At 37.2% G+C, this 19,714-nt stretch carries 14 protein-coding genes; 5 read left to right on the top strand and 9 right to left on the bottom strand.

Going from position 1 to position 19,714, the window contains the following annotated elements:
- Nucleotides 1–97: 97 nt before the first annotated feature.
- The 5 genes from PHX18_05350 to PHX18_05370 form a co-directional block, all read right to left on the bottom strand.
- Nucleotides 98–1,711, bottom strand: a complete 1,614-nt coding sequence (locus PHX18_05350; protein ID MDD3594035.1) for a hypothetical protein — start codon at nucleotides 1,709–1,711, stop codon at nucleotides 98–100.
- The gene (locus PHX18_05355; GenBank protein MDD3594036.1) at nucleotides 1,695–3,560 is read right to left on the bottom strand and encodes a hypothetical protein; all 1,866 of its coding nucleotides are present in this window, start codon (nucleotides 3,558–3,560) and stop codon (nucleotides 1,695–1,697) included. Before PHX18_05355 ends, PHX18_05350 begins: the two co-directional genes overlap by 17 nt.
- A 101-nt stretch (nucleotides 3,561–3,661) precedes the next feature.
- On the bottom strand, nucleotides 3,662–4,138 hold the full coding sequence (locus tag PHX18_05360) for a deaminase (GenBank protein MDD3594037.1): 477 nt from the start codon (nucleotides 4,136–4,138) through the stop codon (nucleotides 3,662–3,664).
- 18 nt (nucleotides 4,139–4,156) lie between these two features.
- Complete coding sequence (locus PHX18_05365) at nucleotides 4,157–5,503, bottom strand: tetratricopeptide repeat protein (GenBank protein MDD3594038.1); 1,347 nt, start codon at nucleotides 5,501–5,503, stop codon at nucleotides 4,157–4,159.
- A gap of 78 nt (nucleotides 5,504–5,581) precedes the next feature.
- Complete coding sequence (locus tag PHX18_05370; GenBank protein ID MDD3594039.1) at nucleotides 5,582–5,926, bottom strand: septum formation initiator family protein; 345 nt, start codon at nucleotides 5,924–5,926, stop codon at nucleotides 5,582–5,584.
- A gap of 146 nt (nucleotides 5,927–6,072) precedes the next feature.
- On the opposite strand from PHX18_05370, the gene PHX18_05375 reads away from it, so the two are divergent.
- Nucleotides 6,073–10,557: an AsmA-like C-terminal region-containing protein gene (locus tag PHX18_05375; GenBank protein ID MDD3594040.1), complete on the top strand. Its 4,485-nt coding sequence runs from the start codon at nucleotides 6,073–6,075 to the stop codon at nucleotides 10,555–10,557.
- Between the two features lie 128 nt (nucleotides 10,558–10,685).
- On the opposite strand, the gene PHX18_05380 is transcribed toward PHX18_05375, so the two are convergent.
- The 4 genes from PHX18_05380 to PHX18_05395 all read right to left on the bottom strand — a co-directional run bounded on the left by PHX18_05380 (nucleotide 10,686) and on the right by PHX18_05395 (nucleotide 15,668).
- Nucleotides 10,686–11,888: a DNA recombination protein RmuC gene (locus tag PHX18_05380; protein MDD3594041.1), complete on the bottom strand. Its 1,203-nt coding sequence runs from the start codon at nucleotides 11,886–11,888 to the stop codon at nucleotides 10,686–10,688.
- Nucleotides 11,889–13,607, bottom strand: a complete 1,719-nt coding sequence (locus tag PHX18_05385) for a proline--tRNA ligase (GenBank protein MDD3594042.1) — start codon at nucleotides 13,605–13,607, stop codon at nucleotides 11,889–11,891.
- Nucleotides 13,608–13,697: 90 nt separating this feature from the next.
- The gene (locus PHX18_05390; protein ID MDD3594043.1) at nucleotides 13,698–14,777 is read right to left on the bottom strand and encodes a PilT/PilU family type 4a pilus ATPase; all 1,080 of its coding nucleotides are present in this window, start codon (nucleotides 14,775–14,777) and stop codon (nucleotides 13,698–13,700) included.
- A 3-nt stretch (nucleotides 14,778–14,780) separates the two neighbouring features.
- Complete coding sequence (locus PHX18_05395) at nucleotides 14,781–15,668, bottom strand: metallophosphoesterase (protein MDD3594044.1); 888 nt, start codon at nucleotides 15,666–15,668, stop codon at nucleotides 14,781–14,783.
- A gap of 1,024 nt (nucleotides 15,669–16,692) precedes the next feature.
- On the opposite strand from PHX18_05395, the gene PHX18_05400 reads away from it, so the two are divergent.
- From PHX18_05400 to PHX18_05415, 4 genes are all read left to right on the top strand, one after another.
- Nucleotides 16,693–17,721 carry a hypothetical protein gene (locus PHX18_05400; GenBank protein ID MDD3594045.1) on the top strand — a complete coding sequence of 343 codons (1,029 nt, stop codon included), beginning with the start codon at nucleotides 16,693–16,695 and terminating at the stop codon, nucleotides 17,719–17,721.
- A 199-nt stretch (nucleotides 17,722–17,920) separates the two neighbouring features.
- Nucleotides 17,921–18,619 (top strand): flagellar hook basal-body protein, encoded by a 699-nt coding sequence (locus tag PHX18_05405; GenBank protein MDD3594046.1) that lies wholly within the window; start codon nucleotides 17,921–17,923, stop codon nucleotides 18,617–18,619.
- An 18-nt stretch (nucleotides 18,620–18,637) separates the two neighbouring features.
- On the top strand, nucleotides 18,638–19,351 hold the full coding sequence (locus PHX18_05410) for a flagellar hook basal-body protein (GenBank protein MDD3594047.1): 714 nt from the start codon (nucleotides 18,638–18,640) through the stop codon (nucleotides 19,349–19,351).
- 13 nt (nucleotides 19,352–19,364) lie between these two features.
- A complete protein-coding gene (locus PHX18_05415; protein MDD3594048.1) occupies nucleotides 19,365–19,712 on the top strand; it encodes a flagellar basal body protein in 348 nt (115 codons plus the stop codon).
- Nucleotides 19,713–19,714 lie beyond the last annotated feature (2 nt).

Consider the following 19,714-nt stretch of genomic DNA (forward strand, 5'->3'; position numbering starts at 1 on the left):
TGTCGCAGCGATACTCTAATATCGCGGTCAATGTCTTCCTGCATCACAATCGCAACATCAAGCAGCAATAATATTTTAGCTAAGGCATAGGACAATGTCAACTCTGATTTTTAGTTAAACGATTTTGGATTTTCGTTGTAAATAAAGTAGTTAAAAGACTTGAAACGATGGCAACAGGCATGCTGACCATTTTTAAGGTGTTAGTCAAGAAGAACACACCTGCCCCTAACCAATAAGGTAAAAATCTGGGGTGCGGTTTAGTGTCTTCTTTTTTGGAAGACAGCATAGATTTGCCTGTTACGTAGGCACCCGGCGCTAACAAAAATGCACTATCCAAAACAGCATCACCTGATTTGATGGCACGCAATCTGTGTGGTAAAGCGTATCGCTCTTGATGAATCGTTTTATGTAATTTACGGGAAAAATTATCTATTTGTGTTTTTAAAGCTAAATATTCATTAGTTTGATAATGTTTAAGCAGGCTTGGATTAATACCGGCTTGAACATTATCAAGTTTAATATCTTTGCACTTAACAAGCTGCCTTATCTCTTCCATAATACCCAGTTTTTTATGCTGAATTTCTTCTTGTATTCCTTTTTGAAGGGAGATGATATAACCTTTGATTGCCTTATAAGAAGCAAAGCCTTTTGTGGCTTCGTCTAAATTATCTAATTTTTTCAACAGTGCTGACATATAATCTGCTCTGGAGGTAACATCATTACCCGTAAGACTGTCTGTAATGGTATCAAAGCGATATTTGTGCAACAATTCGCTGACCTCTTGTAATAGTTTAGAGGTTCCCGTATTTTGATTATTTTTACTGATAATCATAGATAAACGATCTAATATACCCTGTGCATTTTCAAAATTATATTCAATATTTTTAGAGATTGCGCTTGCTTTCTCTTTTAGTCCGGGCGGAATAAAAGTAAGCCGTTTTTGTATTTGCTCCAATCGGGAATTATCGCTGCCTCTGAAATTATCCTTAAGTTCCTGCAGCAATACCTTCGCACGGGCGGTATATTCTCTTAATTTGGCGGCACGGCTTGTTCCGTCCGGCATTAGATCCAAATTTACCGGCACGGGTTTTTCACTTGAAGTCTTTAGGATTTTTTCGGGAAGAAGTATCGAAATCTTTCCTTTTGTACTTGCTTCTATAACCTCTATTCTTCCGTTTAAAACTTTTTCAACATCTTCAAATTCTTTTAAAAGTTTTTGATACTTGGCTTCCGTAACTTTTATGTTTTGATTGGCAAAAAAACCGTTAATTTGTTTAGTCATCCGACCTAAGAAAGTTTGGTTATCATGTTTATTCAGATTTCTAAAGAAATATTCACGATGTTTATTCACAGTTCTGGTTGTACTTAGAATTTTACCCGTAACAAATCTTGTTCCGGTAAGAACTTTTTTAGTGATTTTTGTAAATAAATCGTTTTGGTCTGCCAAATTCAGCCGTGCTATGCTTAAATCCAATGATTTATATATCTTAAGCATATTACTGCGTTTCAAACAAACGCCTGTAAGTCCAACCGCCAAAGCCCCGCCGGCTGTTGCGCTGGTGATAAAGCTTTCGGGTTTTTGTTGTCGCTTGATAACCAAGGGACGTTCAAATCTTGCCGCATATATTGTTCTGTCTGCGGTTTTAGATTTTTCATTTATAAACATAGGAAATGTATTATAGAATTTATTTGAGCTAATATATTTTTCCATTTTTAACTGCCTTCAGGTTCTTCTCAATATTTGCTTCTAATCCTTCAGAAGGTGCCAAAATGCCTTGTATAGCACCGGGGTCAACTTGAGGAGCATAAGAAGCTATAGGGTTGGGGATATAACGTATGTTTGATGTTTCCGGTTGCAGCATTGGAGCTGCAGGAATATTTGCGCTTGCAAAATCTTGTTGTGTTTGAATTATATCATTTTTTTGAGGGGTTTGTGTAGTATTTGTAAATTCTTCCATATTTACAAACGGTGTTTGAACTTGTCCGGATTTTGGCTGGGATTTCTTTTCTTCATCGGCGTATGACGAATTTGTAGGTTTGCCGAATAATCCGTGTGTTATTTTTGCACAAAGTTTTGTTAACGGCGGAGTTAATACCATCATAATGAGTATCAAACGCATAGGATATCCTGTAATTCCTTTTAATGCGTTTTTAAATTTGCCTGCGAATGCCGCAAAATTGCTTACTTTACCGACCTGTACCAGTTTAGAAGGAGTCATATCTAATCCTACACTCAATATTTTGCCTATCCAGGTTAAAGGTCTGTTTACTACATCCACCAAGCCTTTACTTTTGAATTTTTTAAACTTAACAAGACTGTCTATAGCTTTGTTAATCCGTTCAGGTCCGAACTTCGTAGTGATAGCTTTACTTATATCCACGGCACTTGTTGCTTTTTGAGGCAGCTTAATACCTAATTCCGAAATGGCTGTTTTTATCTCGGGGGTAACAACAGCTCCCGGTTTATTTAAGTTTTCTAAAATGCCTTGAGCGCCTTTCCATACTTTTTTTCTGGTATTTATCATATCAGTCATTGTCTTCAGTTTGGTTATTCTTAGTGCGGACTTATCAACGTTTTTAATACCGAGCATTCTGTAGGCAAAACTTGTTGTTAACAAGACCATCAGATATCCGCCGCAGAAGTCAAGCAATGCCGCTTCCATAAACGTACTCAGCTTTTCGCCTTTAGGTGCATCCCAGGTACGCTTTAAACCTGCCGCCACAAATATACTGTTCATTAATAATCCGAACCTGCCGCCTATTACACCTCCGCCAGCCGCTTCTGAAACACTCATAAATAATTTTTGGAAAAATCTTGTTATAGGGGTTTTGGCATTAGCAGCAATAAACGCTCTTGATTTATTGAGTTCTGCTACAAAGCGCATTGCTTTTTTGGAGTTTGCCAAAGGTAATTCTTTTAATGTGCCTATCGGGGTATTTTTTAACTTACTTGTAATATCTTTAACAATTTGTACTAAGTTGGCATTAGGCTTGGTTGATTGGGCAAGCAATCCGTCAATACCAAGTTTTTTAATCGTTGCAGGGTCTAATTTGCCTGCAAGCCCCAGAAAATATTCTGACGACGCTCGTGTCAGCCCTTTATACTGCGCTAAAGCCATGGCATTTTTGGGAGTAACGCCGATTTTAACCTTTTCGCCTATGTTTTTCATCCAATTTGGCATGCGTTGTGCCAAAAATCCCTGCGCTTTTTGTGCATGCAGCTGCATTTTTGAATATACAGGCATCAATAAGTTATCAACCTTGCCTGTTGCTTTACCTATAATTGATTTATCAAAACTTTCCTGTAAAGTTACATTAGGATTTTTAAACGGATTTACTCTCGATAAAATTGTAGCCAGTCTGGATACTAAGTAACTAAAGCCTACTCCGCCGGCAACAAACGGAGAAAATTTCACAAATTCATCAGGCGTGGAAGGCAAGCCCATGCTTTGCAGCATGTTTAAAGCTTGCGGCTTATTTTCGGCAAGTGTTGCATCTAATCCGCCTGCACCAAAGTTATTGGCTGTTTGCACATTATTCTGATATAAATTAACAGACATTATCCTACCTATGACCTATATAATTTAAAAAACATGTAAATTAAAATAATTGCCATAGCAGAATCGAACATAAGAAAAAATTTCTTAGCAAAAATCGATAATTAATTTTTTACTTCTGCAGTTTCCGTTAAATTTTCCGTTCTTTCTAAATCTTCTTTTAAATCAGCTGCTGTTAATCTTATAACAGGTGAGTCATCATCTTTTTTAAGAATTATATTTTCAATCTGTGCCTGCAGGATGAAGCGTTTGCACAAAATACAAATAAAATCATGCCCGTAAATATACATTGCAGCACCTTTTGTGCGGTCCAGACCCGCCTGTATGATTGCATTTTGTTCTGCATGAATGGAACGGCAGGTTTCATATCTTGTACCGGAAGGAATTTTGTTATGAATTCTAAAACAGTAATTGCGCTCTAAACAAGATTCAACTTTAGCCGGGGTGCCGTTATAGCCTGTTGCTTTAATCATTTTATCAGCTCCCACTATAATCGCGCCCACCTGTGCGCGAAGACAACTGGAGCGTTTAGACGCTGTTTTTGCCATCTCTAAAAAATATGAATCCCAATCTAATACCATAAAAGCTCCTACTCCTGACTACTTCATGTTTAATTTTGACATAATTTCCTGAATACATTTCTCCTCTTTAGCCTTGGGATTTCTGTATAATAAATTTGTTACAAGGCTTTGAGCGTTGTATGCCTGATTATTTCTAATATATGCATTAGCCAGATTGCAATAAGCATGCGGGTTTGTAGGTTCAATCCTGATTAATGCTTTATACATAAGTTCGGTATTTTTTAAATCGTTGCGCTTGTAATAAATATTACCCAACGCTTTTAATGCGTCCGCATTATTCGGGTCCAAGGTCAAAGCTTTTTGATAAAATCCTATTGCTTCGTATTCATTGTCCAATGCTATATAAGTCTTTGCCACGTTTATATATCCGACCGGATTATAAGGCACGGTTTGAATATATTCCAACCCTTGTTCCAATTTGGTATTTAACCTGTCTTCTTTGTTGCCGAATACGGAAGTGATAGAATTATCCGATGTGGAATAAGGATTTTTGTCTATTTCATAAATAGCTTTTGCGGTATTTTTATCTCTTAAAGAAAGCTGTAACCTCCCCGGGTTACCTGTTTGATTGTAAAGCGCATACATAATGTCGCTTTTATTATCGCTATGTCCCCAAATACCTATTGCATGCCCGAATTCATGGAGAGCTACGTTATAAACATCAACGGGTGTGAGCGGTTTATAATTCGGACCCTGGGTATATAAATCTACCTGAACAGCTGTAATATAACCATTTTGGCTTTTATGTTTTGTCATCCCCAAGATTTGATTTTGGGATTTTGGGGCAATACCTTTAAATGTGATGACAATATCAGCATTTGGTTTTTCCTGCGTGTATACGTAGTCAAAATTGCCTTCAGAAGATTCTTTCCAGTTGCTAAGCGCGGTTTTTGCGCTATCAACGTACGCATTGTTAACCTTCAGGGAATTATCAATATAGATTTTTAAAGGCATATTTTGTTTATTCCAGACAACTAATTCGCCTGAAGTCGTAATTGCATTTTTAACGTAATTATCAATAGTACTTACGGCAGAAGGTTTTTCTTCCAAAGACGGTACAAAAGTTGCCAGCGCTTGTTTGGAATATATTCCCGCCTGTGAATTTGGCGCAAGCTGAACAACATAGCCGTATTCAACTTTGGCTCTGTCATAGTTCTTAAGATACATAAGAGTTTGGGCATAATAATAGCGGCAATTAACATTATTAGGGTTCAGTTTAAGCGCTTCTACAAAATTTTTGCCCGCTTCCGTGTAATTTCCTTTGTTATAAAAACTTTGTCCAACCGCATAATAATCAACCGCAAAAGCAGTTGAAGCTATACATAAAACCAACAAATTAAAGGCTAAAATTCTTAATATCTTCATATTTAAAAGATACTATATAACCGGGCTAAAATCAATGTGTTGTTAAGAAAATTAAGGGTTCAAAGGGGGTTTTATTTATTATTCTTCTTCGTTATGATTTTTTATAATAACAAGCATTTCACCGTCCTGAGTTAATTTTAACCGGTTTCTTGCCAATGATTCCACACCTTTGCTCGAATTGTATTTTTCAAGTTCTTCTCTTAAGAGTATGTTTTTTTGGGTAGCGACTTTATCAATAGATTCCAGTTTATTAATTTTGCCCCGTAAACTAACGTATTTAACGCTGTTCATTACAATGCTGTAGGCTAATTGTACAAAAAATATCAACAGTAAAATACTAAGCAAAGAAAGCCCCTGTTTTTTCCTTTTTGCCCTATAATTCCCTTCTGAAAATTTGTTTAATCCCTCATTAATTTTTTTCACAAAAAAATACCGGTCGATAACCCTATTTCATTCTAAACAATACATACGCCCGTGTCTATAATTGTAAATGTTCTTTACAATAGCAAAATCAGCATACATTATATAAAAGGTATGCGAAATTGCATGATAATAGTATAATAAAGCTTATGATATCTAAAAGAAAACGTTTTTTTATAAAATTTCTAAGCATAATAGTTGTACTTTTCGGTATAATGACTGCGCTTATTTGGTATATTAATACAGTATCATCAAATACGGCTTTGGTTTCGCAGCTTATAACCTCTCAAATTTCACAGCTTCTGGATTTGGATTCTTATGTGGAGAACCCGCGGGCTTACGTTGATTGGGACTTGCAATACAAAATTAAAGCCGACAAACTTGTATTCAAAAATCCTGACGGCACTGATTTAGTATCAGGTGATAATATTGAACTGAATATTTTTGTGCCTGCGTTTGCATTCAAAAAAATTTATATCACTCAAATAAATACTAAAAACCTCTACGTAGACTTTGTCAGAGATAAAAATAATAAAATTAATATTATTGAAATTTTCAATATAAAAGGGTTTTTTGATATTTATTTCAAGAATTCCCATATCAGCGTTGATAAATACATAGTAAAATTTACCGATGAGTATAAGAACGCTGAAGAACACATGTTAATCACGGGCGATAGTATCGTACTCAGCAAATTTTCGCTTAACAAATATATGCAGCTTATAATGGACGGTATTGTAAGTTATAAAAAACATAAAATGCCGTTCTTTATTAATTACAACACCAAATTACCCGTTCAGGACAAAAAGTATAACGTTGAAGTTTCTTTTCAAGATATGAATTTTCAGGATTATATCGGCTATATTCAGGAATTTAACCCGAAAATTAAAGTCTTCGGCGGCAGCGGTAATTTGAAGCTTAAAGTATCATCGAATAAATATTTTAACGTACAAAGTGAAATTAAAGACTTCACTCTTTCTACGGAAGAACATGATAACTGGCTGGATTTTCCTTCCGAATTAAAGTTGGAGTCCAAAGGGGCTTTGTCGCCAAATGATATTATAATAGATGATTTTAAACTTTTTTCAACTGATTTTGAGATGGGGATGAAAGGCTCTGTAAAAGATTTGAAGGCAGCAAACCCCGGTATCAAAATTGATGCATACATAAAAGAAGGTTCTCAGGCAAGTTCTATTATAAAATTATTCCCGTCAGATTTTAACTTTATGAAAGGAATGATTGGCAAAGCCATAAAGCATAAAGTCCGGGCTGATACAAGCGGTGAACTTAAAATCAGAGGCGGAGAAATTAACGGCGGTGTTCTGCTCGATAATCTGACTTTTAATGATGTTTACGGTTTACCGAAGTCTTCTCTTTTGCTTGATTTCAGAAAAGACAAGTTATATTTGGACGGCAAAATCTTCGCTACCAAAAACAATACCGTGGATAAAGTTATGGTAACCGGTTATGTTAAATTCTTAAACGGTATTTTCAACGATATTAACGTAATTTCTACTGCGAATATTAAGCTGAGCGATGTTGTTCCGATACTTAATGTAATAAGCGATTTGATACCGTTTCCGACAGGACCTGTTCCTGATATGAATATAAAACATGCCATGGGCGAAATTACCCTTAATATTAAGGGCAGCCCGCCGGATGTACTTTTAAACGGGATATTAAATTTCAGAAATGCGACTGTCGCTTATCCCGGGTTTTACGGTTTTATAGAAAACGGCTACGGCAGGCTGAATTTTGCCGGCGATAGAATTTTATATGAAGATATAAAAGGACAAGTTGAGGGGGTCAGAGCGACAGCTTTCGGCGAAACCCTTACCCATCAAAACGGATTAACATCATTCCAAATAGATGTATTAAATACGCCGTTAAACAAAGCAAAAATATTTATTGACGGCAGTGAAATGCTTACTCATGTTTCGCAAGGACTCAAAATTTTAAAAAATCCCCAAGGATATGGAAGTACAAGCATTAATATTCAGGCACAAAAGAATTCTGATATCCCGTACGTAAAAGGTAAAGTTAACATACATTCCGCTTCCGGTGAGATTGAGGGGCTTTATTATCCTGCAGTAAATGTAAGCGGCAGCGTGAATTTTGACAGTAATATTGCAAGATTGGATTTAAAAGGAATAATAAACGGGCTGGATACAAGGCTTAGCGGTACTATAGAAAAAGATTACGGCAAACTAAAAATACAATCGGCAAATGTGGATGTTAAAAAAGCGCAGGATATAATTTTTAAAAGTCCTATTTTGGCTGAAGCAAGAAACGCTTTTGAAGAGATTAACCTTATAGACGGCTTGGTAAGTCTGGACCTTATGCTTAACGGCAGTTTCAAGGATAACAACCTTCAATACTTTGCCGATATAGGCTTAAAAAGCGTAACTCTCAACTATTTAGATATAACGGCTCCTCTTGTATTAAATAAGGGGCAGATAAATGCACAACAAAACAATATATTTTTTGACAAAGTGGAAGGCAGTATTTTTGAAAGCCCTGTTTATTTAGACGGCGTAATAAGCAATATTAACCAAGCCAATGAATATACGGATTTGAGATTTGAAGTAAATAATTTTAATGTATCAAGTATTAAATACATTGTCTGTTCCACGCTTTTAACTCCCGAATTTTCCAAGGCGTTATCTAACTACGATTATTTGGACGGATTTATCAGCATAAATGCTCATATAAAGAATAAAGTTACGGCCATAAGTCTTGATTTTGATAATTTGTATGCAATATATTGCCCGTCAAAAGACGATGTACTGCTCAAATCCGGCAGATTATTTTTTGACGGCAGCAAAGTTGTTTTAAAAGATTTAGACGCACAAATTTCTAAAAGCACGTTTCTTGTAGACGGCACAATTACCGATTTTTCATCCAATCCGTTTTATGATTTAACCATAGCATCAAACATAGTGGGTGAAGATTTTAACAAAACTTTTTCAAAGATTTTAAATATACCTGTTGAGCTTGCCGGAAATCTTTATCTTCATACCCGATTAAAAGGCAATATGGAAAATTGGAATGTAAAATTGCGCTCTATGCTGGATGAAAATTCAAATATTTTTTATAAAGGGGCGGATTTAGGCAAAGATATAAGCAGATTTATTTTTGCCGATTTATCGGGTACCCGCAACGATTTAATTATTAACAAATTCAATATTTTTTCTCCGCCGAAAACTTCTAATCAAAGTCATCCTGCCAATCAGGATATTATGCTTGAGGCAAAAGGCAAAATTTATAATGCGAATTCAACTGCACCAAGCTTTGAAAACCTTAATATCGAGGCTTTGCAATATATAAATATATCGGTTTTAAATGCATTAATAAAAAGCTCCGATAATACCGCACCGTTTTTAAGCGAGGGCGAGATAAAGGGCAGTGTAATTGTAAACGGCAAAGCCGAAACTCCGTTGATTGAGGGCGAAGTAGAAGCCAAAGATGCAATTATACCTTCTTTAAACACCAATATTAAATCGGCAAAGGTTCAATTTTTAAAAGATTCTATTGAAATAGACAGCCCCGAAATAAGCATTGCAACCTCCAAAGCCGCTGTTAAAGCAACTTTGAATAACAAACTGGATATGCCTCTTGTAGTTAAAAATGCTGAAATTATAAGCGAGAGCATTAACTACGATGAGATAAAAAACACATTCGAGTCCATAAATATCGGCAACACAGAAGATGAAAACATCGTAGGAACAAGTTTACCACCTATTATCGTTGAGAAAGGCACCATTAAAGCTAAAGAATTTATTTACAGCGGTCTTTTGGCGACCGATGCCAGCGCTGATTTTAAAGTTACACCTGACTGGTTCTGTATAATCAGTAACCTTGATACTGCGGTTACCGAAGGAAAATTAACAGGTGATTTAATTTATAATATTTATACCTCCGACCTGAGAGGGAATATAAAAGCAGAAAATATTCTCGCCAACGCATTTGCAACAACTTTCTTTAATCTGCCCAACGAAATTTACGGTGATTTGAGCGGAACATTTAATTTTTCGACAAGGGGAACAGACCACGAACAGATAACTAAAAACATCAACGGCGTTGCTTCTTTTAACCTTGCAAGCGGCAGGATGATAAGACTTGGTTCAATAGAATACATGCTTCGGCTTGCCAATATATTTAAAGGCGGTATTTTCAGATTTAATTTGAATGCCCTGCTGAACATTTTTGCACCTAAAACAGGTTATTTCGATACTATTAAAGGTGATTTGCAAATTGAAGACGGCGTTATTATAAGTGATAACATTTTATCGGACAGTCCTGATTTAAAATTGTTTATGGCCGGTTCATATAATATGAATAATTCCATAGTTAACGCCACTATAATCGGACAAATGCCAAAAGATGCCAATCAGGGAAAAATTGCGCTGGGTTCTATCGGCAAAATTTCAATTAATTCGCTTACTTCAAAGCTGGTAAAAGCTTTTGAATCAGAAGAAAGTCAGGATGTAAGTTTTAATCCGTTTACTTATTTAAGAAGTATTCCCGGCTTAAATATTGATAAAAGCGATTACAGATTTTTTGTAGTAACTCTAAACGGTAACCTTTATACCGATAAATATGTCAAAGACTTCAAATGGATTAAAGCAAACTAGGTAGGGGGGCGCTTTTTATGCTGTCTTTGCTAACCCTGAAATAAATTCAGGATAAACTCCGTGAAGCAATCCGCTCGTCAATCAGGCAATGCCTGACCTGCCTCCTGACTCTCAAGCTCTTCGCCTTTTCAGGCTTCTTCCTCTTCATCATCCTGTTCATGGGATGAGCATTCTAAATATACTTTTGGAACATCTTTTGACGGAATAAATCCAAACTCCTCAAACTTTTTGATTTGTCCTACAAGATTACCTCTACCCGCAGAGAGAACCCCAAAAGCGCTTTCAAGTTTCTTTTGAGTTGTATGCAGGCTCGAGCCGACTTCATTTAATTTGTTTATAAGTGTACAAAATTTATCATAAACCTTATTCATCAAGCCGCCTACATCTTTCATCTTTTCGTTGAGATTTTGCTGCGTCCAGGTGTGTTTAATTATTCTAAGCGTACTTAACAGTGAAGAAGGACCTACTATAATAATATTTTTTTCCATAGCTTCTTTTACTATGCCCAAATCCGTGTAAATCAAATGCAAAGAAGCTTCAACAGGCATGAACATAAGCACAAAATCAGGCGAATTAATGGTGTTTAAATGCTGATAGCCTTTTTGTGATAAATCTGTAATCTGACATTTTACATCATTTTTAAATTCTTTTAACCTGCGTTGTTTTTCTTCCGTATCATCCTCGTCTATGTAGTCAAAATAGCTCTTAAACGCAAACTTCGAGTCTATAACAATATGCCTGTTATCAGGCAGATAAACCACCACATCCGTACGCAAAAGCGACATATCTTCATCCCTGTGGCTTTCCTGCACCGAATATTGGACATCTTTTAACAGTCCCGAGCTTTGAAGCATTTGCTCAAGCAGTCCTTCCGCGTAAGCGCCTTTTGTATTTTGGTTCGTCCTGAGAGCATTAATAAGCGAAAAAGTAAGTTTTTCTATTTCAAGATTTTTTTGTTCAAGCCCTGAAATTTGCTCTTTCAGCATGGATGAATTTTTTTCTTCGGCAAGATTAAACGCTTCCACCTTTTGTTGAAATTCACTCAAGCGTGTTTTCATCGGTTCTAAAAGTTCTTTTAAACTCTCATTGCTTGAAGTTTGGAGCCTTGCCTGATTGTCCAAAAGTGCCTGATTAGCTATATTTTTAAACTCGGCTTTTAAAAGTTCCTTCAATTCATCAGTCGTGCTTGTATTCTGATTTAAAAGACTGTTTTCAGCTTCCAGTTTTGCATTCTGCTCTGTTAAAGTTTTATGCTTTGAACTAAGGAGTACAAAAGTTCCTGCCGCTCCGATTGCAAATCCTGCCAATGCCGCCAAAAGCAATTCCATCATTTAACCTCTTATATATTTGATAACATCTTGAACAGCCTGTTCGGGAGTGATTTTAATCACTTCTCCGGTTTCTCTGATTTTGTATTCAACAAGCCCTTCAGCTACTGTTTTTCCTGCCGTAATTCTTACCGGGAAGCCTATTAAGTCCGCATCTTTAAACTTAACGCCCGCTCTTTCATCCCTGTCATCAAACAGAACTTCAATTCCCTGAGCCGACAGTTCTTCATACATTTTTTCAGATACTGCCATTTGAGCTTCGTCCATTGTGTTGACGGGAACTATTACAACGTGGAACGGCGCTATTTCCTTTGGCCATTTGATACCAAAATCATCGTGGAACTTTTCTACAGCCGCTGCTGCCGTTCTTGAAACGCCTATGCCGTAGCAACCCATTATGAAAGGTTTTTCCTTGCCGTCTTCATCACAAAAAACAGCTTTCATTTTTGCGGAATACTTCGTTCCCAGCTGGAAAATATTACCTACTTCAATCCCTTGAGAAATTTTTAAAGTCTTATTGCAAACAGGACAAAACTCTCCCGCCTGCGCCAATCTTATATCGGCTGTTTCAGGCAGGTCAATATCCGCTCCCCAACTGACACCCACATAGTGAACGTCATTTTGGTTTGCACCCGTTACAAAATTCTTTAAATCTTTAACGCTTAAGTCCGCAATAATTTTGCACTTTAAGCCTTTTGGTCCTATAAAGCCGGCTTGCGCGTCATAACCGCTGTTTTGCATAAGTTCCGTTATTTCTTCGCAAGAGGCTATTCTTATATCTTGCCCGCCAACGGCGTTTTTAAGTTTGGTTTCTTCAACGGTTTTATCACCCCTGATTAACGCCAGAACCGGTTTGTCATCTATTATATAAACCAAAGATTTGCAAATAGCGGATTGCGGGATTTTTAAAAATTCGCTCAACTCTTCAATAGTCTTAATATTAGGGGTATCAATAAGTTTAAATTCCGAAAAACCACCGTCTAAAACAGCTTCAGGTATAACAGAGGCTGCAAAATTCGTGTTTGAAGCATAATCACATTCACTGCAATAAATTACGTCGTCCTCGCCGCTGTTGGTGTCTACCAAAACCATAAATTCATGGCTCAAGCTTCCGCCTATTGCGCCTGAATCACTTCTTACCATACGTGTTTCCAGCCCGCATTTTGTAAAGATTTTTTTGTAAACATCAGCCATAATTTCGTATGATTTTTCCATACCTTCAACGGTAGCGTCAAAGCTGTAAGCGTCTTTCATTATAAATTCACGACCGCGCAAAAGCCCGAAGCGGGGGCGAATTTCATCTCTGTATTTGTTTTGAATTTGATATAAATTTACGGGAAGCTGTCTGTACGAGCGAATTCCCTCTCTGGCAACAAAAGTAACAACCTCTTCATGAGTAGGTCCGAGTGCAAGCATTTTTTCATGCCTGTCTTGAAAACGCATTAATTCTTTGCCGTAAACACTCCATCTGCCCGATTCTTCCCAAAGCTCCCGGGGTTGAATGATAGGCATAAGCAGTTCTTGTGCGCCTGATTTGTCCATTTCTTCCCTGATAATTTTTTCAACTTTTTTTAAAACCTTCCACATTAAAGGAAGATATGTATAGACCCCGCTGGTTAATTTTCTTATAAAACCCGCCCTGACAAGCAGCTTATGACTTGCAACTTCCGCGTCCGCGGGAAACTCTCTCAATGTTTCCACAAATAATTTTGACATTCTCATAACGATTTTTCCTAAACTTAATTCAAGTCTTTTTCATCATACCAAAAACACAACCGCTTGACATTTTGATTTTGAAGAGCTTGTTTATAATTAAATTCTTGCACCGTGGAATGCGCCTTTTAGCATTTGCTGCAGCTCAAGTTTGTTCTCGCTCGCCAACAAGGCGGCTTCGGACGTAATAATCTTGTTTTTAACCAAATCATGTAAATACATATTCATTGTAATCATATCGTTAAACTTGCCGACTTTAATCATTTCGTATATTTCTTCAAGATTGTCTTTTAAAATATAATCTTTAATGGTAGAGGTAGCTACTAAAATCTCAAAAGCAGGTACACGACCTGTTTTATCGGCTTTTCTAATCAATTTTTGTGCAACCGTACCTACAAGATTATCCGCCAGTTGTTGTTTTATATACGGTCTTTCATAAGGTTCAAACAGATTAATAATCCTCATAACGGTCTGAACCGCGTCCGTCGTATGAAGAGTGGCAAACACAAGGTGTCCCGTATCGGCAGCCTTAAGCGCTTCCGATGCCGTAGCCCTGTCTCTGATTTCACCTACCAAAATAATATCAGGGTCTTGTCTTAAAGAATATTTCACCCCGCTTGCATAATCAGGAGTGTCAACTCCGACCTGGCGCTGGGAAAAGATACTTTTTTCGTTCTTGTAAAGATATTCTATCGGGTCTTCAATAGTAACAATGTGTCTGTTTTTAGACTGGTTAACATAATCGAGCAAACACGCCAGGGTTGTAGATTTGCCGCAGCCTGTAGGACCTGTAATAAAAACTATCCCTGACGCATAATCAGAAAAAAGTTTAATATTCTGGCTGATATTCATATCTTCAAATGACGGAATATCATAGGGAATAACTCTCAATACAAACATGGGTTTTTGCAGGCTTAAAGCGTAATTCACACGAAACCTTGATACTTCGGGAATTTCAAAAAGAAAATCAAGGTTAGAAGCCCCTTCCAAATTAACGTGCGCAGGCTTGAGGGTTGTTACAATATCCTGCATATTTTCAAGTGAAATTTCAGGAAGATTGGTTTTAAGTATAATACCGTCTTTACGGCAAATAGGCGGTTCTCCCACATGAAGGTGTATATCGGAGACCTTTTTTTCTACAAGTTGTGTTAAAAAACTGATTACATTAAAATTACCCATAAATTAATTTCCTGTTTGTTCTATTACAAAACTGTCTTCTTCATTGGCTTGTCCCATCGGAACAAGTTCCTGTTTTATTTCAAATTCACTCGGTTTGGCGAATAAATACTTCGGTTCATAAGTAACTGTAATAATTTTATACTCATGCGGCGGTGATACAAAAGCAGGGGCGCTTAAATGATAAATTCCTTTTTTGTATATAAACTTGTCCGTATGAAAATGCCCTGAAATTATTGCTATAACGTTATCATGCCCGTTTAAGACCGTAAAATATTTATCAACATCAACCGTATCGTGAGAATATTTTTTAGTGGGGGGAATGAGCGGAAAATGCTGTGCAATAATAACTTTTTTATTTTTGTATTTTTCAAGTTTTTTATCAAGCCAGTCAAGGGTTTCTTTTTTAAAATGCCCGCTTGGGGAAGGCATCATCTCGTTAGCGCCGTCAACAACGATGAAAACTATATCTTTATTGGCTTTAAAGACATAAGACGGTCCTTTAAAAAGCATTGGAGGATGATAAAACCAAACAGTACGCATAAATTCTTTTTTACCAAAATGCTGGTGACGAAAAACTTCATGGTTTCCTATAACAACGTAATAAGGTTTATTAAGTTTATTTACAAGCTGCAAAAATAATTTCAAGTCGGTTCTGTTTGCCGTATCGATGTTATCGCCTGTAAAAACAACAAAATCAATATCATTGCGTTTATTAATCTGTTTCACGGCTTCCCTTAAATATTCCGCAGCAGCGCCGACTTTCCTGCCCCGGTAATCTTTGCCTTCAGAGGACAAGTGCGTATCAGAGAATTGTATAAACTTCAATTCCTTGGCACAAACACTGATTTGCAGTGCAATAAAGAAAAATAACGCTATTAATACTTTTTTCATGCATCACCCAAAAGCTTCATGGATTTATTATACTCTAATAAAAGACTATTATACAAGTTTAAGCGGTGAAAAGGAAGTTGAGAAGCTGAGAAGTTGTGAAGCTGAGAAGCTGGGAGACCGGGATTGGGTTTAAGAGGTTATTTTGCCGTCATTGCGAAAATGCGCAAGCATTTGAAGCAATCCATAGGAAAGCAGCTGGGAAGTTGGGAAGTTGAGAAGCTGGGAGACCGGGATTGGGTTTAAGAGGTTAATAGGTTATTTTGCCGTCATTGCGAAAATGTGTAAGCATTTGAAGCAATCCATAGGAAAGCAGCTGGGCAGTTGGGAAGTTGAGAAGCTGGGAAGCTGTGGAGTTGGGAGGGCTTAAGGGGTGAAGAGGTTATTTTGCCGTCATTGCGAAAATGCGCAAGCATTTGAAGCAATCCATAGGAAGGCAGCTGGGAAGTTGAGAAGCTGGGAGGCTGTGAAGTTAAGAGGTTATTTTGCCGTCATTGCGAAAATGCGCAAGCATTTGAAGCAATCCATAGGAAAGAAGCTGGGAAGCTGGGAGGCTGGGAGGTCGAGGGTTTTAGGCGGTTAAAAGGCGAAGGGGTGAAGAGTTTCAGGAAGCTTGGCAGCTGAGAAGCTGGGAGGGCTTAAGGGGTGAAGAGTTCATTGTCGCCTTTTCAGGCTTCACACTCTGCTTGCGGCGCATAAAAAAACCCAAGGTTTTGATTAATTCCGTGGGCTGGGTAATAAGGGGTATAAGGTTTAGGGTTTAATTAAAATCTCTCTTAAAATCTCTCTATGTGATTTCTTAGCTCTCATACTTTATTAAAAACATTTTGCCAAAAAATATTGCTATATTCCGTATATATTTTGTAAATATTTGTAACAAAAACACATGGTTTTTAATATTTCATCATTAATATTGTTTGTGTAAGGGAAATGACGGTAGTATAAAAAACTGATTTTCCCCTGCAATATATAAATTAAAGGAGAAAAATATGTTAGAATTAAAGAAAAAACCACCTTAGGAACTGATATGAATTTCAACATTTCAAATTTAGCAACGTTAGTATTTTCGGTAACAAAAGCAGCGGAGCCGCAAAAACCGTTAGAGTTAAAATCTTTTGACGTGGCAAAAGAAGCGCAGCAAAACCTTCAACAGGCAAATGTTCAAACAAACCTGCCCTCACCGAATCCTGCGGTAATAATCGTCAAAACACCAACAGTAATGAACAACATGCAGTTAAACATGTTTTTAAGAGATATGTTAAATCTGCCTAAAGATTGGCTGGAGCTGATGGTTAAGTTTTCGTCGGGACAAAATGATACTGTTTCCGCCATGCTCAAGAATTTGGCGGCAACGAACAATCAGGGGTTAAGTTCGGAGGTTTTAAAACTGCTTCAATCAAACGCAAAAGTTGACTTACTTGCGCTTGCCCAGCTTTTGAAAAATAATTCGGGGCTTTTGGCGGATAAATTACTAAGGCTCGTCAATTCAAGCGGACTTAACCAAAGCAATATTGCCCAAATGAAGGAAATTATGCTGATAGGCGCATCTTTAGCATTAAATGCCCAAACAAACCCTGCTGAATTTATAAGAAATATAATACAAATGTACTTGCCATGGCTGCCTTTACTGCCGCCCCAACAAAAGGATTTGGAGGAAATAATGGAGCAGGCAGGCAAAAAAGAAAAGGATAATTCTCAAGTATTGTTTTATATTTCTACCGAAAAATCAGGTTATTTTAAGATAGAAATTATTTTGCTTGATGAACCGGAAATTTTTATTACGCACATTGTTGAAAAAGCGGATGATGAAGTAAAATATAAAATTTTAGATAACCTTAAAACAATAATTAAAAAACACTCGCTGCGTGCTAAATTCTTCTTTTCACAAAGAGCGGAAAATTCGGAAGAAAAACCACTGCAAAAACAGCTTTATATAGTTAATTCAACCGATTCGATGATAGGGTTGTCTTTAATTCAGCTTATAGCAAGAGTTATCTTTGAATTTGACGAAAAATATTCTTTGCAGCAAACAAGGGAAGACAGACTGAAAGGTTAGAAGCTTAGAAGTAGGGAGGCTTAAAAGGTGAAGAAGTGAAAAGCTTAAGGGCTGTCATCTTCTCAGCTTCACGGCTTCCCAACTTCCTCTAAACGGATGATTTTTATAAAAATTTCTCAAGATTTAACTGTAAATGTCGATAGGTATAAATATTAAAATATGTAAAAATATTCCCTTAGGGAATAAACGGAGATAAGGTATGAAGTTATTTGGCGGAATATATTTTGACGAGCGGGGTTTAAGCACTTCTATCCGCGGCATGCATATGCAAACCGAGCTGTTGAGTAATATCAACAACAATATAACAGGGTTTGACAAAGTTGGGTTCCAAAAAGAAGAAGCCGTGGTTTCCTCTTTTGCGGAATTTATAGGGGTTCATGCCCTATCTACAGTAAAAGACGACACCGTAGGCAGAATATATTCAACTAACAACAGGCTGGATTTTGCACTTGCAGACAAAGGTTATTTCCAGTATGAAACCCCCAACGGTATAAAATTAACCCGTGACGGCAGATTTAAAATGGACAAGGACGGACATCTTTTAACCAACGAAGGATACAAAGTCCTTGCCGCTGACGGCGCTCCTATTAAATTTCAAACCGTACCCGAAGATTTAGAACTCGTTAAAGTTTCCAGTGACGGTTTAATTCAGGCCTTTAACAGAACGACAAATAAATTGGAGCGTATAGCTTCCTTTTCCGTAGTTGATAAAGACGGTCAAATTGCTGACAAACCTAACGTAAGGCAAGGATATATAGAAAGTTCCAACGTAAGAATGGAAGAGCAAATGTTTAATCTTATTCCGGTAAGAAGAAATTTTGAGGCCAACAGACAACTGTTTATCACACAGAACACCCTTCTCAACCGTACTTTGCAAGAATTGGGCAAAACATCGTAATTAAAGTGAGGTAAAACTATGAAAAACCTGCAAGGCATAATATCAAGGTCAGTAAATAACGCTTCAATGCAGCTTGAGCGCTTAGGTACAGTGGCAAACACATCGTCAAATTACCTTACCGACGGCTACAAGAGCGTAAGATTTGAAAATTTTTTACAGGAAGACGGCAGAATTAACGGTGTAGAAAGAGTAGACTACCGCCAGGGCAGTATCTCTTCAACAGGACGTGAACTTGATATGGCGATTAACGGTACGGGATTTATTCCTGTTACCACACCTAACGGACAAATAGCTTATACAAGAAATTGTTCTTTTAAAACTAATGAAGAAGGTCTGTTAGTTATGGCAGACGGTTCCGTGGTAGGAGAAGGGATTAAAATACCGGCTGCAACTACACAAGTTTTTATTAAACCCGACGGCAGAGTATTAGCCGCTGATGAAAATAACTTGCAAGGCAACGAAGTAGGCAAAATTCAACTTGTTAAATTCAACAATTATGAAGGCTTACAACTCATCGACAACAACAAAGTTGTTGCTACAAAAGAATCAGGCGAGCCTGTTTTGATAACGGAACACAAGCAATTTACACAAGGCTGCGTTGAGCGCTCAAACGTAAATATCAGAGATTCCATTAACGATATTTTGAGATTAAATGCCAGTTTGGTATCAAGCACAAGAATTATTAAATTCACTGATGAAATATACCAAAAAGCAATTAACCTGACTCAATAGGAGGCGATAAAAAATGAATTTTGAAGTACTACATCCGCTGGACAAATCCCAACTCGTTCTTGATGCCGTTGCAAAAAAACAACAGCTAATCGGCGCTAACATTGCTAATGTTAATACACCGGGGTATGTCAGACGTGATGTCAGTTTTAATCAGATTTTATCAACTGCAAACAGTCCGTTAGAAACAAAGTTAAGCGAAGCAATAGGCCCCAACCCTTTCTTTGTTCAGGAAGAAGGTCAGGTTGATGTCAAACAGGAACTAATAGATATGCAAAGAAATATGCTTTACTACACGGTAGCAACACGGCGTGTAAGCAGCGTAATAACACAATTAAGGTCAGTAACACAGGTAGGTAAATAATT

The organism is Candidatus Gastranaerophilales bacterium, assembly GCA_028696075.1.
Taxonomy (GTDB): Bacteria; Cyanobacteriota; Vampirovibrionia; order Gastranaerophilales; family JAILCC01; genus JAQVHS01.